Below are 13,977 nucleotides of genomic sequence, written 5' to 3'. Positions count from 1 at the left end.
CCGGAGCCTGACCATGTCCCCGTTGCAGACCCTGCTTGCTTCCCACCGCGCCGGTGCCAATGTCGGCCTGTACAGCGTCTGCTGCAGCAACGAGCAGGTGCTGCGCGCGGCCATGCACGTGGCACAGGCACATGGCACCGTGCTGCTGGTCGAGGCCACCTCCAACCAGGTCGACCAGTTCGGCGGCTACACCGGCATGACCCCGCCGCAGTACCGCGATTACGTCGGCACCCTGGCCGATGAGGAAGGCTTCCCACGCGAACGGCTGATCCTGGGCGGCGACCATCTCGGCCCGAATGCCTGGCAGAAGCGCCCGGCGGCCGAAGCGATGACCCACGCGCGCGTGCTGATCGAAGCCTACGTCGCCGCCGGTTTCCACAAGATCCACCTCGACTGCAGCATGTCCTGCGCCGATGACCCGGTGCCGCTGCCCGATGCCATCGTCGCTGCACGTTCGGCCGAGCTTGCCGAGATCGCCGAACGCACCGCCGCCGAACACGGCCTGCCGCCGCCGGTCTACGTGATCGGTACCGAGGTGCCGATTCCCGGCGGCGAAGCCTCGCTGGCCGAAGGCCTGCAGGTGACCACGCCGGCTGCCGCCGCGCAGACCCTGGCCATCCACCAGCAGGCGTTCGACACGCCACAGCTGCGCGATGCGTGGCAGCGCGTGATCGCGATGGTGGTGCAGCCTGGCGTGGACTTCGACCACAGCAGCGTGCATGAGTACAACCCGGACGCCGCCCATGCGCTGGCCGACTTCCTCGAGCGGCAGCCGCGCATCGTGTTCGAAGCACATTCCACCGACTACCAGCGCGAAAGCGGCCTGCATGCGCTGGTACGCGACCACTTCGCCATCCTCAAGGTCGGCCCGGCGGCCACCTTCGCCTACCGCGAGGCACTGTTCGCGCTGGCCGCGATCGAGGCCGAACTGCTGCCGGCCGCACAGTGCTCGCGCCTGCCGCAGGTGCTGGACGAGGTGATGGTGGCGCAGCCGAAGTACTGGCAGTCCTACTACCAGGGCGATGCCGCCGCGCTGCGCCTGCTGCGCCGTTATTCCTTCAGCGACCGCTGCCGCTACTACTGGGGCGAGCCGGCGCTGGTACAGGCGGTGCAGACCCTGTTCGCCAACCTGGAGCAGCATGCGCCGCCGCTGGTGCTGCTCAGCCAGTACCTGCCGGAGCAGTACCGCGCCGTGCGCGAAGGCAGCCTGGCCAACACCCCCACCGCGCTGGTGCAGCACCGCATCGGCCTGTGCCTGGGTGAGTACGCCCGTGCCTGCAGCGCCAACCAGGCCGGACCCCGCACGCAGAACGCAGGTTCGGCTGCCGGCGTTCCTGCGAACGGCTAATCTCTACCTTCTCCCGCGAAACCGAGAATGGCCATGCGCAACACCCGCTCCCGCCGGCAACAGATCCTGCAGCTGCTGATCGAGCACAGCTCGGTGCAGGTGGCCGATCTGGTCGAGCGCTTCGGCGTGTCGGCGGTGACGATCCGTGCCGACCTGACCCACTTCGAATCGCAGGGCCTGGCCAACCGCACCCACGGCGGCGCGACCCTGGTGCGCACGCCGCCGCAGGAACAGGACATCCATGAGAAGGACGCGCTGAACCTGCCACTGAAGGAATCGATCGGTGCGCGTGCTGCGCGCCTGGTGCAGCCGGGTGACAACATCATCATCGATTCCGGCTCGACAACGATGACGCTGGCCCGCCACCTGCGCGCGCATCGCGACGTGACGGTGATGACCAACGGCCTGAACATCGCCTGGGAACTGGCCAATGCCGCGGGCATCACCGTGCTGCTGACCGGTGGCCTGCTGCGCCAGCAGTCGCTGTCGCTGCAGGGCAGCCAGGCCGAAGCCAGCCTCAACTCGTACAGCTTCGACACCCTGTTCCTGGGCGTGGACGGCCTGGACCTGCAGTTCGGCCTGACTACCCACGACGAGGCCGAAGCCCGCCTCAATCACCGCATGGTCGAGCGTGCGCGCCGCATCGTGGTGCTGACCGATGCCTCCAAGTTCGGCCGCGTCAGCCTGCACCGCATCGCCCTGCTGGATCAGATCCACGCCATCATCACCGACGCCGGCATCGACGATGCAACCCGCGAAGGGCTGCAGCGGCTGGGCATCGAAGTGATCATCGCCGAGCCCACCGCATGACCGAGACCCGCACCCTGCATGGCCGCATCCTCACCCCGCTGGGCTGGCGGCGCGGGCACGTCCACTTCGATTCACGCGTGCGCCAGCTGCAGGTGGACGACCACAGCGGCGCCGACGACCTGCAGCTGCCGGTGATCCTGCCCGGCTTCGTCGACCTGCATGTGCATGGCGCGGCCGGCGTGGACCTGATGCAGGGCGGCGACGTGGCACGCACCATCGCCCGCACCCATCTGCGCTTCGGCACCACCACGCTGCTGGCGACCACCATGACCGCCGGGCTGGACGAGATCGAGCACGCGCTGCACGGCGTCGCTGCGGCAATGGCGGCGCCCGATGCCGACGCCGCCAGCATCGTCGGCGTGCATCTGGAAGGACCGTTCATCAGCCCCCAGCGGCTGGGCGCACAGCCCAATCGTACGATCGAGGCGACGGTGGCACTGGTGCAGCAGCTGCACGCGCTGGCGCCGATCCGGGTGATGACGCTGGCGCCGGAGATCGGCGAGCACACCGCGTTGATACCCGCGCTTTCGGCGATGGGCATCCGCGTGCAGCTGGGCCACAGCGCCGGCACCTACGAGGAGGGCGTGGCGGCGCTGCAGGCCGGTGCCTCCGGTTTCACCCATCTGTTCAACGGCATGACCGGCGTCGACCACTATCGCCCGGGCATTGCGGCGGCGGCGCTGGCGCATGCGCAGTACGCCGAGATCATCCCCGACCTGCAGCACATCCACCCCGGCGTTATCCGGCTGGCCGCGCGCGCGATCCCGCGCCTGTACGCGGTGACCGACGCGACTGCCGCCACCGGCATGCCCGACGGCGAGTACGCGCTGGGCGAGCAGCGCGTGCACAAGTGCGGCGGCTGCGTGCGCCTGGCGACGGGTTCGCTGGCCGGCAGCGCACTGACCATGGACCAGGCGCTGCGCAACCTGGTGCGCGTCGGCCTGGACCTGGCCGACGCCTCGCAGCGGGTTTCCACCTTCCCGGCCGACTATCTGGGCCTGGGTGATCGCGGCCGCATCGCGCCCGACGCCCGCGCCGACCTGGTGGTGCTGGACGCCGAACTGCGCCTGCAGCAGGTGGTCATTGGTGGGCGCGTGGTCGATCTGACCTGACGCAAGCGATGCGGCCCGGATGCCGCGCGGGCTCCCTGTAGAGCCGAGCCATGCTCGGCTCACCGCGCGAAGCGCGGCATGGGGAAGCTCGATATCGGAACGGAAAGCAGCCGAGCATGGCTCGGCTCTACAGAATGCACTCTGCGACGAACCGCCGCCGGGCCTGGCCCGGCGCTACCACAGGAACTGCCGATGACTGCAAGCACCGCCCCGCGCTGGCCCGTACGCTACCTGCTCTTCATCGGCGGCCTCGGCGGCCTGCTGTACGGCATCGACATCGGCATCATCGCCGGCGCCCTGCCCTACCTGGAGGCAACGGCCAGCCACGCCTGGCAGCTCAGCAGCCAGCAACTCGGCTTCGTGGTGGCGGCGGTGCTGCTGGGCAGCGTGCTGTCCTCGCTGTTCGCCGGCATGGTCGCCGACCTGATCGGTCGCCGCGGCGCGATGCTGCTGGCCGGCCTGCTGTTCACCGCGTCGATTCCGATCATGGCGCTGGCCTCGGGCTACACGCCGCTGCTGCTCGGGCGGCTGCTGCAGGGCATCAGTGGCGGCCTGATCGGCGTGGTGATCCCGCTGTACCTGGCCGAAGTGCTCAGCCCCGAGCGGCGTGGGCGCGGTGCGGCGATGTTCCAGCTGCTGCTGACCATCGGCCTGGTGTTGGCGGCACTGATCGGGCTGTACCACGCACATGCGGTGGATGCCGCCGCCGAAGCCGCGCGCTCGCTGCCGCTGGCGCAGCAGGCGCAGGAACTGTTCACGGTGAAGGATCATGCGTGGCGCACCATCTTCTGGAGTTGTCTGGCGCCCGGCCTGCTGTTCTGTGCCGGCATCTTCTGGCTGTCCGAATCGCCGCGCTGGCTGGTGCGCCGCGGCCGCGTCGATGATGCCCGCCGCAGCCTGCAGCGGGTGCTGCCTGCTGCCGACGTGGAACCCACCCTTGCACAGATCCAGGCGCCGGAATCGAGCAGCAGCGACGGCAAGCGCGACCCACTGCTGAGCCGACGCTACGTGGTGCCGTTCGTGCTGGCCTGCGTGGTGCTGGCCTGCACCCAGGCCACCGGCATCAATTCGGTGCTGGCCTACGCGGTGAACATCCTCAACCAGGCCGGCCTGTCCGGCTCGGTGGCCAACGGCGCCGACGTGGCGATCAAGCTGCTCAACGCGGTGATGACCGTGGTCGCGCTGCTGCTGGTCGACCGCAAGGGCCGCAAGTTCCTGCTGATGCTCGGCAGCGGCGGCATCTGCGTGGCCCTGCTGGCTGCCGCCACGCTGTTCTTCCAGGCCGAGCGTGGCCGCGCCGACGTGCAGCCACGGCTGCAGGCGGCGGTCAGCGGCGACGGCCTGCGGCTGGTGCTGGACGACGCACAGTGGCAGCGCCTGGGCGGTGGCATAATCAGCGAAGGCCGGCCGATGCAGCTGACCGTGTCGTACGCCTACGGTGACTTCACCAATGTGCGCGCCCTGCGCAGCGACAGCCTGACCGACCGCGAGCTGCGCATCGAGCGTGCCGGGACCGTGCAGCCGGACAGTGTGATCGGCGCGTTCTTCCGCAAGCTGCATCTGAACCCGTTCGCCGACCCGGCCAAGGCCGCACAGGCACCGCTGCGCATCGAGCAGGCCCGCATCGGCCCGGTGCCGCCGCCGGCGCATGGCTGGGCGGTAGCCGCCTGCATCCTGGTGTTCGTCGCGTTCTTCGCGGTCGGCCCCGGCGTCTGCGTGTGGCTGGCACTGTCGGAACTGATGCCCAATCGCATCCGCTCCAACGGCATGAGCATCGCCCTGCTGATCAACCAGTTCGTGTCCACGACCATCGCCGCCATCTTCCTGCCCACGGTGGGCCACTACGGCTACGCCAGCATGTTCCTGTTCTGGGCGGCGTGCACGTTCGTGTTCTTCCTGGTAGCCGCGTTCTGGCTGCCGGAGACCAAGGGCAAGTCACTGGAGGAGATCGAGGCACGGTTCGCACGGTAGCGGTCGACCTTGGTCGACCTCCGCGCGTAGCGTGGTGGTGTTGGCGCGCCCGTCACTGACCGGTGATGTGCCTGGCCAGCGCCTGCGCCTCGGCAATGCTCGGCAGCCCGCTCAGCATCATCGATTCCCCGAAGGGGCCTTTCACCGTCGCCACCATCAGCACGCGGCCGTCCACGCTGATCGCCGCGCGCTGGCCCACCAGGGCCGAGGTGCCATCGTGGATGCGCTGATGCGCTTCTGGCCGATAGCGGATCTGCAGGCCTGGCTGCTTGGCATCGTCCAGCACGTAGCGCACATCGGCGATGTCCGCACTGCCGGCAATCGGCGGCTCGCGCAGGGCCAGGGTTTCACCTTGCCAGTGCGCCGGAGTGCCGTTGCCAGCCGCATCGACCGCGCTCAGGCGCACGTCCACGCCGGCGCGCGGCGCATGATCCTTGCCTGCCAGCGCACCGGGCGTGGCACCCGGCATGCATCCGGCCAGCACCAGCGCCGCGCCCAGCAGGAGCGGAAGCGCGCCCCTCATTTCAGCTTCCGCAGCTTGAACGCCACCAGCACCTGCAGCAGCCCGTACAGCAGGCTGCCAATGCCGATCCACAGCGTGGTCACCGCCACGCCTGCGTATGGATTGGCCGCGAACAGCAGCCCCAGCACCACCGCCAGCACGCCACTGAGGATCAGCAGCCACTCGCCCTGGATCTGCTTGCGCACGCGGATCGCGAAGACGATGCGATAGATGCCGGCTACCAGCAGCCACGCCGCCAGGAACAGCACCAGCACGCTGGCGGTGGCCAGCGGGTTGATCACCGCCAGGATGCCGAAGCCCAGCGAAGCGATGGCATACAGCGCCAGCCAGCCGCGCGAGGCGCCGCTGCCACCACTGATCAGTGCGAACAGGCTGATGACCCCTTCGATGATGGCCATCACGCCCAGCGTCCAGGCCAATGCCATGGCTGCGGACAGCGGCCAACCGATGGCGATGATGCCGAAGCCGAGCGCGACCAGGCCATACAGGAGCAGGATCCACCAGCTGCGGCCAACCGCTGACAACAAGGGAGACAAGGGGGAATTCATGGTCACTCCTTCGATCCGGAACCGGGTTCATCCTAGCCCGTTGCGATGAAGGGAGCGATCACGGCACCCGCGCGCACACCCATACCCGCACCTCTCTGGCGCCCACGCAGCGCAGGGTTTCGGCGATTTCCATCACCGTGCTGCCGGTGGTCATCACGTCGTCGACCACGGTCAGATGCGTGGGCACCGGCCCGTGGACATCGAACGCATCGAACAGGTTTTCCCTGCGCTGTTCGGCCGTGCGTTCGGACTGAGGTGCGGTGTGCCGCCGCCGGTACAGCCCCTGCCAGACCGGCAACGGCAGCAGCCGGCAGAGCTCGGCAGCCTGGTTGTAGCCGCGCTGGCGCAGGCGCCGGCGGTGCAGCGGCACCGGCACCAGCGGCGGGCAGGACCAGGGCGGTGGTGCGCGCTGCATCAACTGCGCCAGCAGGCGACCGGCCGCCAGGTCCTGATGGAACTTGTAGCGCAGCAGCAGCTGGTCCACCGGCGGCAGGTACAGCAGGCTGGCGTGCGTGGCCGTCTGCGGTGGTGCTTCCTCGCGGCAGCTGCCGCAGACGATCAGGCCCTCATCCGGCAACGGCAGTGCACACCGCAGGCAGGCGCGACCGGCCCAGGGCAGTCCGGCGAGGCAGGCGCGGCACAGATCGAGATCATCATGGCCCGGATCGCCGCAGACCAGGCAGCGCAGTGGCAGCAGGAGACCCAGCAGTGCGCGGGAGACACGGGTTGCCGAACGCAGGAGATCAATGCGCATTGCCCATGCTTCATCGCGCTGCCCATGTGCGGCCATCGGCGAAGCACCGATCGCAGTGTCGGGACTGCCCGCAACTGCAGAGGGTGCTGCCGATCAGGAAAGGCGTCCGCCCTGCCCAGGCCCGGTTGATGCAACGGCCGACGCCGTCAACACCTCCGCCAACCCACGATAGATCGGCACCCGGCATACCAGACCGGACACGCCCCGCGCGATCAGCACCGTGGCCAGGATCGGCAGGAGCAGATCGCCGCTGTCGGTCAGCTCCAGCGAGATCACCGCCGAGGTCAGCGGTGCCTGGGTGACGCCGGTCAGGTACGCGCACATGCCCAGCAGCACGAACGCGCGCGGATCCACGCCCGGCATCAGCACCGCCAGGTTGTGGCCCAGCCCCGCGCCGACCGCCAACGCGGGCGAGAACAGGCCGCCGGGTATGCCGGCCACGTACGATGCCAGGTTGGCCAGCAGCTTCATCAACCCGAACTCGTGGCCGACCAACGCCTGCCCCTGCACCAGGCTGCGCGCCTGTTCGTAGCCGGTGCCGAACGCGCCGTCGCCGAACGTCAAAGCCAGTGCCACCACCGCCAGGCCGCAGCCTGCGGCCAGCAGCACCGGATGCCGCTGGCGCAGCTGGCCCAGCCAACGCGGGCGGCCCGCCGCACTGGCCAGCACCGCGCGCGCGAACAGGCCGCCCAGCAACCCGGCCACCACGCCGCACAGCAGGATCGCCAGCCAGCCCTGCCCCAGCGGCAGCCGCGCGCTCACATGGCCGAAGTAGGTGTAGTTGCCAAGCAGGCCCAGCGACACCACGCCACCGACGATCACCGCCGTCAGCAGGGTGCCGGAGAAGCGATGCTCGAAACGGCCGCTGAGCTCCTCGATGGCGAATACGATGCCGGCCAGCGGCGTGTTGAACGCCGCGGCAATGCCCGCTGCACCGCCGGCCAGCAGAAAGTGCGAGAGCTCGCGAGGATCCCTGAAGCCGAACCAGCGGCCGAACAGGTACATCAGGCTGGCACCCACATGCACCGTGGGACCTTCGCGTCCGACGGACGCGCCGCCGAGCAGCGACAACGAGGTCAGCAGCAGCTTGCCGGCTGAGACCGCAGGCGAAAGATTGGTCTTCCGGAATGGCTCATCGGGCTTGTCCAACGCAGCGATGACCTGCGGAATGCCGCTGCCCCGCGTGGGCTTCAGCACGCCACTGGTCAACCAGGCCAGCAGCGCGAAGATGCCCGGCGTGAGCAGCAGGGCCCACCACGGCGAGTGCGCGGTGATGCGCTGGAACAGATGGAAGGCCGCGTCGCTGGCCTTGGCGAACAGGATGGCCACCAGCGCTACGGCCACAGCGCCGCCCCAGAGCGCGGCGCGGCGGCGCCAGGCCTCGCTGAGAACCAGCGCGGTGATGCGGCCGCGGAGGCGATGGAGATCGGTCATGGGGCACAGTCTGCGCGCCAGCGCTTGCGTTGGGCAGCGGTTATTGTGGCTGCAGGCCTTGCAGGATGCGGTGAAACGCGCGAGTGCGGGTGCTCGCCGATAGCACCTGCCCTGTGCAGCTACCTATGCGTGCAGGCGCTCCCGCCACCGGCGCTTCTCCACCGCTCGCACGTTGGGCTGCTGCCGCAGCCACTCCAGATACAGCTGCAGATGGGCCAGCTCGTCATCAGCCGGATCACCGGTGAACTCACGCACCGCGACCAGATTTCCGTAGTTTCTGGCGTACTTGCCGGGCGTGTCATCGATACCGATCATCTGCTCCAAACGGAAGCCGTGGCGCTTCAGCGTGCCCAGCCGCTTCTGCGAGGTGTAACCGCCGGTTTCCCAATCACGGGCCGTGCTGCACCGCGGCGCGGACCACAGGAACGCCAGCGGACGCCCCGGCATCAGCCGGTCCACCAGCGGTTCGGCGTACAGTTGCCCGGACGACGTCCACACACCCACCGTGAAATGGGCAAAGGCATAGTCGAGGAATGCCTGCAGATGGGGCCGCAGGTAGACGTGGTAGCCGACGAGGCGGAAATCCGCGGCTCGCTCCAGTTCACGCTCGCTGGCATGCACCAGCGTCTCATCCAGATCGAGTATCAGCAGCTTTCCGCCCTGCGGCATCGTGTCCGGTTCCATGCGCATCCTTCTTTCATTGCCTCGGCTGCCGCCATCTTCTGGATGGACTTCAGCATGTGTCCTTCCAGCAGGTAGATGTAAGCACAGTTCCAGCCAGGTCCTGGTGGGCGCAAGCCTACTGCCGGACGCGCACTTCGCAACAGCCCATCCGCGTGAGGTCGCCCTGCGCCTGCAACATGCCCCGTTCCACCAGCATGCGTACACGCCGTGCATAGAACACATCGGGAATTCCCGATCGGCACTTCGGCTGCAGCGACATGACCATGCCCACAATGTAGGCGATCTTTCGGAACTGCCCGTCGCAGAGGGAGAACAGCTGCTCATCGATCGAGGCGATGTCCTCGCTGGTCAGCGCGGCGATGTTCTGCCGCGCCTGGTCAGTGAGATGGGCATCGTTGTCGGAGCGCTCGTCCGTATCGCGCAGGCAGCCATTGATGGCCAACAGGCGAACCAGCACATAGTGGCCGAAAGCCTCGAGCTCCTCCTTCGGCAACGTCGCCGGATCGAGCTGCCCTGCCGGGTAGTCCTTGAAGGTCACGAAGACGTGGTTCTTCCACTGCCCTGGCGTGTCGGACTGGCGAAGATCATCCAGCACCACGCGCAGGCCGCCGTCGGGCAGTTCGGCAAGGCTGCACAGCACCGCGTCGCGGCGGATCGGGTAGGGCTGGTAGCTGTTCATGGCACGTGCTCGCGCGTCCGTATGCAGCAATGAACTTACACCGTAGCGCCCATTCATGGCGGTCAGTCTATGTAAACCACATGGGAATCAATCAAGTTGACAGGGCTCACCAACCCACCCACACTGCCGCCCTCGCTCCACTCGTACCCAAGGTCCCGCCATGGCTGCTGCCATCCGCCACGACTGGCAACACGACGAACTGCAGGCGCTGTTCGATCTGCCGTTCCCCGAGCTGCTGTTCCGCGCCGCCGCAGTCCATCGCGAGCACTTCGACCCAGCGCAGGTGCAGGTGTCCACGCTGTTGTCGGTGAAGACCGGCGGCTGCCCGGAAGACTGCGCGTACTGCCCGCAGGCACAGCGCTACAGCACCGGGGTGAACGCGCAGAAGCTGATGGACACCGACGCGGTGCTGGCCAAGGCACGCCAGGCCAAGGCTGCCGGCGCATCGCGCTTCTGCATGGGTGCCGCGTGGCGATCGCCGAAGGACCGCGACATCCCGAAGGTGGCGGCGATGATCGCCGGGGTGAAGGCACTGGGCCTGGAAACCTGCGCCACGCTGGGCATGCTCAGTGGCGAGCAGGCGCGTGCGCTGAAGGACGCCGGCCTGGACTACTACAACCACAATCTCGACACCGCGCCGGACTACTACGATTCGATCATCCACACGCGCCAGTACCAGGACCGCCTGGACACGCTGGCGCACGTGCGCGATGCCGGTCTGAAAACCTGCTGCGGCGGCATTGTCGGCATGGGCGAGACGCGCGCGCAGCGCGTGGGCCTGCTGCTGGCGCTGGCCACGCTGCCGGCGCATCCCGATTCGGTGCCGATCAACAAGCTGGTGCAGGTGGCGGGCACGCCACTGCATGGCAGTGCCGAACTGGATCCGTTCGAGTTCGTGCGCATGATCGCGGTGGCACGCATCGCCATGCCGCGTTCGATGGTGCGGCTGTCGGCCGGTCGCGAGGCGATGAGCGACGAACTGCAGGCGCTGTGCTTCGTGGCCGGTGCCAACTCGATCTTCTACGGCGACAAGCTGCTGACCACCGGCAACCCGGAGAGCGAGCGCGACCTGGCCCTGTTCGCGCGGCTGGGGTTGCAGCCGATGGCGGTGCAGGTGGATGCCGAGGGCCACGACCACGGCGGCACCGTGCACGCTGATATCAGCGCCGATGCGCCCGCCTGTGGCTGCGCTCACGCGGCCTGAGACGGGCCGCAAGCAGGCGCCGCGGCAACGCGCTACCCTAGCCGCCCCGTCGCCGCATTCAGCCGCCATGGCCCGCCCCGACCTGACCGCCCGCCTCCACGCCCAACGCGCCCTGCGCGATGCCCAAGGCCGTCGCCGCACGCGGCGCACGGTCAGCCGTCGTGATGGCGTCCGCCTGGAGGTGGACGGCCAGTGGCTGACCGGCTTCTGCAGCAACGATTACCTGGGCCTGGCCCAGCAGTTCAGCGTGGTCAACGCATTGCAGGATGCGGCCGCACGCGAAGGCTCCGGCGCGGGCGCCTCGCATCTGGTCTGCGGCCACCACGCTCTGCATGAGGCACTGGAGCGCGAAGTGGCGGAGTGGCTGGGCTACCCGCGCGCGCTGCTGTTCGGCAGTGGTTTCGCCGCCAACCTGGCCGTGCAGCAGGCGCTGCTGAGCGAAGAGAACGATGTGTGCGTGCAGGACAAGCTCAACCACGCCAGCCTGCTCGATGCGACGCGGCTGGCGGGTGCGCGCCTGCGCCGTTATCCGCACCTCGACGCCGAAGGCGCGATGCGCCAGCTCAAGCACGCGCCCGATGGCGCGGCGATGCTGGCCACCGACGGTGTGTTCAGCATGGATGGCGACATCGCACCGCTGCGTGCATTGTCGCTGGTGGCACGCCTGCAGCAGGCGCTGTTCTATGTGGACGATGCGCACGGCGTGGGCGTGGTCGGTGATGGGCGTGGTGCCGTGGCCGCCGCCGGGCTGGGCGTGGACGATGTGCCGCTGCAGCTGGTCACGCTGGGCAAGGCACTGGGCGGTTCCGGCGCGCTGGTGCTGGGCCGCGACGACCTGGTCGAGCACCTGGCCGAAACCGCACGCCCGTACATCTACACCACTGCGATGCCGCCGGCGCTGGCCGCCGCAGCACTGGAAGCGGTGCGCCTGGCGCGCCGTGACAACTGGCGGCGCTCGAAACTGACCGATCTGATCGCGCTGTTCCGCGGCGAAGCCCGCCGCCATGGCCTGGACCTGATGGCCTCGGAAACGCCGATCCAGCCGCTGCTGTGTGGCGACGACCATCGCGCCGTGGCGATGTCCCAGGCGTTGGAACAGGCCGGTTGGCTGGTCGGCGCGATCCGCCCGCCCACGGTTCCCGAAGGCAAGGCGCGCCTGCGCGTCACGCTGTCCGCGCTGCACACCCCCGAGCAGGTGCGTGGCCTGGTCGAAGCCATTGCCAGCGCGCGCGATCGCGTCAACCTGGCCGCGCGTGAGGCCGCGCCACCGCCGCTGCCTGTCTTCGCCTGAGCCTGTTGCCGTTTCCCCATGCATATCGACGTCACCGGCCAGGGGCCGGACCTGGTACTGATCCATGGCTGGGCCCTGCAGGGCGGCGTGTTCGCGCCGTTGGTGCAACGCCTGGCCGATCACTTCACCCTGCATCTGGTTGATCTGCCGGGCCATGGCCACAGCCGCGAGGACACCACGCCGCTGCGCCTGCCGTTCGTGGTCAATGCCATTGCCGCGGCCACGCCGCCTGCGGTGTGGTGCGGCTGGTCGCTGGGCGGCCTGTTCGCGCTGCACGCCGCCGCGACACTGCCGAAGGTGCGCGGGCTGGCGATGATCGCGGCCACGCCGCGCTTCGTGCGTGGCGACGACTGGCCGCATGCGGTGGAGCCGGCGGTGTTCGAGCAGTTCGGGCGCGAGCTGGCCACCGACTTCGGTGGCACCCTGGAACGCTTCCTGGCGCTGGATGTCATGGGCTCGGCACACGCCCGCGAGGAGCTGCGCACGCTGCGCCAGCGCCTGGTCGAGCGCGGTGCACCCACCGAACGCGCCCTGCTGGAAGGCCTGCGCCTGCTGGAAAGCACCGACCTGCGTGGCGCACTGCCGACGCTGGCCAAGCCCAGCCTGTGGATCGCCGGCCAGCGTGACCGGCTGGTGTCTCCGGCGGCAATGCAGGCCGCCGCGGCACTGGCCCCCGGTGCGCAGGCGCTGACCATCGCCCACGGCGGCCATGCGCCCTTCCTCGGCCATGCCGACGAGGTGGCCGCCGCCCTGCAACACTTCGTTGCCGGCCTGTCACCGGCCGATGGCGGACAATGAGCGCCTTCCTCATTCCGCAGGATTGATGCATGGATCTGGGTATCAACGGCCGCTGGGCACTGGTCTGCGGCGCAAGCAAGGGGCTGGGCCTGGGCTGCGCGCGTGCGCTGGTGCGCGAGGGCGTCAACGTAGTGATCGTGGCCCGTGGTGAGGCTGCGCTGCAGGCCGCCGCCGAAGCGCTGCGCGCCCTGCCCGGCGCCGCCGAAGTCCGCGTGGTCGCCGCCGACGTGACCACCGAGGCCGGTCGCTCCGCAGCGCTCGCCGCGTGCCCGCAGGTGGACATCCTGGTCACCAATGCCGGTGGCCCGCCGCCGGGCGACTTCCGCAGTTTCGAGCGCGACGACTGGATCGCCGCGCTGGACGCCAACATGCTGGCGCCGATCGCGCTGATCCGCGCGACCGTGGACGCGATGATCGCGCGTGGCTTCGGCCGCATCGTCAACATCACCTCGTCGGCGGTGAAGGCCCCGATCGACATCCTGGCGCTGTCCAACGGCGCGCGCAGCGGCCTGACCGGCTTCGTCGCCGGGCTGTCGCGCCGCACCGTGGCACACAATGTCACCATCAACAACCTGCTGCCCGGCCAGTTCGACACCGACCGCCTGCGCGCCAACTTCGCCCACAGTGCGGGCAAGGACGGCAATGCTGCCGAAGTGGCCGAACGCCGCCGCCAGCAGATCCCGGCCGGCCGCTTCGGCACGGCGGATGAATTCGGCGCGGCCTGCGCCTTCCTGTGCAGCGCACAGGCCGGTTACCTCACCGGGCAGAACCTGCTGATCGACGGCGGCGCCTACCCCGGTACGTTCTAAGAGACTTTCGCA

At 69.0% G+C, this 13,977-nt stretch carries 14 protein-coding genes; 8 read left to right on the top strand and 6 right to left on the bottom strand.

All coding sequences use genetic code 11. The features are described from left to right. The first annotated feature begins 13 nt into the window (after positions 1 to 13). From AC5P98_RS06685 to AC5P98_RS06670, 4 genes are all read left to right on the top strand, one after another. On the top strand, positions 14 to 1,348 hold the full coding sequence (locus AC5P98_RS06685; protein WP_032957515.1) for a D-tagatose-bisphosphate aldolase, class II, non-catalytic subunit: 1,335 nt from the start codon (positions 14 to 16) through the stop codon (positions 1,346 to 1,348). A 33-nt stretch (positions 1,349 to 1,381) separates the two neighbouring features. Continuing rightward, entirely contained in the window at positions 1,382 to 2,158 is a 777-nt protein-coding gene (locus AC5P98_RS06680) for a DeoR family transcriptional regulator (RefSeq protein WP_032957542.1), read from the top strand. Further along, positions 2,155 to 3,270, top strand: a complete 1,116-nt coding sequence (gene nagA / locus AC5P98_RS06675) for an N-acetylglucosamine-6-phosphate deacetylase (RefSeq protein ID WP_032957517.1) — start codon at positions 2,155 to 2,157, stop codon at positions 3,268 to 3,270. Before AC5P98_RS06680 ends, nagA begins: the two co-directional genes overlap by 4 nt. A 192-nt stretch (positions 3,271 to 3,462) precedes the next feature. Further along, a complete protein-coding gene (locus AC5P98_RS06670) occupies positions 3,463 to 5,241 on the top strand; it encodes an MFS transporter (RefSeq protein ID WP_049405405.1) in 1,779 nt (592 codons plus the stop codon). 52 nt (positions 5,242 to 5,293) lie between these two features. On the opposite strand, the gene AC5P98_RS06665 is transcribed toward AC5P98_RS06670, so the two are convergent. The 6 genes from AC5P98_RS06665 to AC5P98_RS06640 form a co-directional block, all read right to left on the bottom strand. Further along, a complete protein-coding gene (locus tag AC5P98_RS06665; RefSeq protein ID WP_046433045.1) occupies positions 5,294 to 5,764 on the bottom strand; it encodes a SecDF P1 head subdomain-containing protein in 471 nt (156 codons plus the stop codon). Beyond that, positions 5,761 to 6,312 carry an HdeD family acid-resistance protein gene (locus tag AC5P98_RS06660; RefSeq protein WP_014648758.1) on the bottom strand — a complete coding sequence of 184 codons (552 nt, stop codon included), beginning with the start codon at positions 6,310 to 6,312 and terminating at the stop codon, positions 5,761 to 5,763. Before AC5P98_RS06660 ends, AC5P98_RS06665 begins: the two co-directional genes overlap by 4 nt. 58 nt (positions 6,313 to 6,370) lie before the next feature. After that, positions 6,371 to 7,066 (bottom strand): ComFC family protein, encoded by a 696-nt coding sequence (locus AC5P98_RS06655; protein ID WP_049405408.1) that lies wholly within the window; start codon positions 7,064 to 7,066, stop codon positions 6,371 to 6,373. 93 nt (positions 7,067 to 7,159) lie between these two features. After that, positions 7,160 to 8,500 (bottom strand): chloride channel protein, encoded by a 1,341-nt coding sequence (locus tag AC5P98_RS06650; RefSeq protein ID WP_032957527.1) that lies wholly within the window; start codon positions 8,498 to 8,500, stop codon positions 7,160 to 7,162. 123 nt (positions 8,501 to 8,623) lie between these two features. Beyond that, positions 8,624 to 9,184 (bottom strand): HAD family hydrolase, encoded by a 561-nt coding sequence (locus AC5P98_RS06645; protein ID WP_197561745.1) that lies wholly within the window; start codon positions 9,182 to 9,184, stop codon positions 8,624 to 8,626. Positions 9,185 to 9,299: 115 nt separating this feature from the next. Further along, positions 9,300 to 9,863 carry a DUF3658 domain-containing protein gene (locus tag AC5P98_RS06640; protein WP_049405410.1) on the bottom strand — a complete coding sequence of 188 codons (564 nt, stop codon included), beginning with the start codon at positions 9,861 to 9,863 and terminating at the stop codon, positions 9,300 to 9,302. A gap of 160 nt (positions 9,864 to 10,023) precedes the next feature. Between AC5P98_RS06640 and bioB the strand changes: the two genes are divergently transcribed. From bioB to AC5P98_RS06620, 4 genes are all read left to right on the top strand, one after another. Further along, the gene (gene bioB / locus AC5P98_RS06635) at positions 10,024 to 11,067 is read left to right on the top strand and encodes a biotin synthase BioB (protein WP_014648762.1); all 1,044 of its coding nucleotides are present in this window, start codon (positions 10,024 to 10,026) and stop codon (positions 11,065 to 11,067) included. A 67-nt stretch (positions 11,068 to 11,134) separates the two neighbouring features. Further along, positions 11,135 to 12,358 carry an 8-amino-7-oxononanoate synthase gene (gene bioF, locus AC5P98_RS06630; protein WP_049405411.1) on the top strand — a complete coding sequence of 408 codons (1,224 nt, stop codon included), beginning with the start codon at positions 11,135 to 11,137 and terminating at the stop codon, positions 12,356 to 12,358. An 18-nt stretch (positions 12,359 to 12,376) separates the two neighbouring features. After that, positions 12,377 to 13,156, top strand: coding sequence for a pimeloyl-ACP methyl ester esterase BioH (bioH, locus tag AC5P98_RS06625; RefSeq protein ID WP_032957531.1), 780 nt, complete (start codon positions 12,377 to 12,379; stop codon positions 13,154 to 13,156). Between the two features lie 29 nt (positions 13,157 to 13,185). Next, the gene (locus AC5P98_RS06620; protein ID WP_014648765.1) at positions 13,186 to 13,965 is read left to right on the top strand and encodes an SDR family oxidoreductase; all 780 of its coding nucleotides are present in this window, start codon (positions 13,186 to 13,188) and stop codon (positions 13,963 to 13,965) included. Positions 13,966 to 13,977: the final 12 nt, after the last annotated feature.

This window comes from Stenotrophomonas sp. YJH_SMC_135 (assembly GCF_059372355.1).
This window is presented reverse-complemented; position numbering and strand designations above follow the sequence as displayed.

Excerpts from the sequence above, each read along its gene's own strand:
- AC5P98_RS06650 (WP_032957527.1), bottom strand. The coding sequence starts at position 8,500 with ATGACCGATCTCCATCGCCTCCGCGGCCGCATCACCGCGCTGGTTCTC.
- AC5P98_RS06665 (WP_046433045.1), bottom strand. The coding sequence starts at position 5,764 with ATGAGGGGCGCGCTTCCGCTCCTGCTGGGCGCGGCGCTGGTGCTGGCC.
- AC5P98_RS06685 (WP_032957515.1), top strand. The coding sequence starts at position 14 with ATGTCCCCGTTGCAGACCCTGCTTGCTTCCCACCGCGCCGGTGCCAAT.
- AC5P98_RS06655 (WP_049405408.1), bottom strand. The coding sequence starts at position 7,066 with ATGCGCATTGATCTCCTGCGTTCGGCAACCCGTGTCTCCCGCGCACTG.
- AC5P98_RS06680 (WP_032957542.1), top strand. The coding sequence starts at position 1,382 with ATGCGCAACACCCGCTCCCGCCGGCAACAGATCCTGCAGCTGCTGATC.
- nagA (WP_032957517.1), top strand. The coding sequence starts at position 2,155 with ATGACCGAGACCCGCACCCTGCATGGCCGCATCCTCACCCCGCTGGGC.
- AC5P98_RS06670 (WP_049405405.1), top strand. The coding sequence starts at position 3,463 with ATGACTGCAAGCACCGCCCCGCGCTGGCCCGTACGCTACCTGCTCTTC.
- bioF (WP_049405411.1), top strand. The coding sequence starts at position 11,135 with ATGGCCCGCCCCGACCTGACCGCCCGCCTCCACGCCCAACGCGCCCTG.
- bioH (WP_032957531.1), top strand. The coding sequence starts at position 12,377 with ATGCATATCGACGTCACCGGCCAGGGGCCGGACCTGGTACTGATCCAT.
- AC5P98_RS06620 (WP_014648765.1), top strand. The coding sequence starts at position 13,186 with ATGGATCTGGGTATCAACGGCCGCTGGGCACTGGTCTGCGGCGCAAGC.
- bioB (WP_014648762.1), top strand. The coding sequence starts at position 10,024 with ATGGCTGCTGCCATCCGCCACGACTGGCAACACGACGAACTGCAGGCG.
- AC5P98_RS06660 (WP_014648758.1), bottom strand. The coding sequence starts at position 6,312 with ATGAATTCCCCCTTGTCTCCCTTGTTGTCAGCGGTTGGCCGCAGCTGG.
- AC5P98_RS06640 (WP_049405410.1), bottom strand. The coding sequence starts at position 9,863 with ATGAACAGCTACCAGCCCTACCCGATCCGCCGCGACGCGGTGCTGTGC.
- AC5P98_RS06645 (WP_197561745.1), bottom strand. The coding sequence starts at position 9,184 with ATGGAACCGGACACGATGCCGCAGGGCGGAAAGCTGCTGATACTCGAT.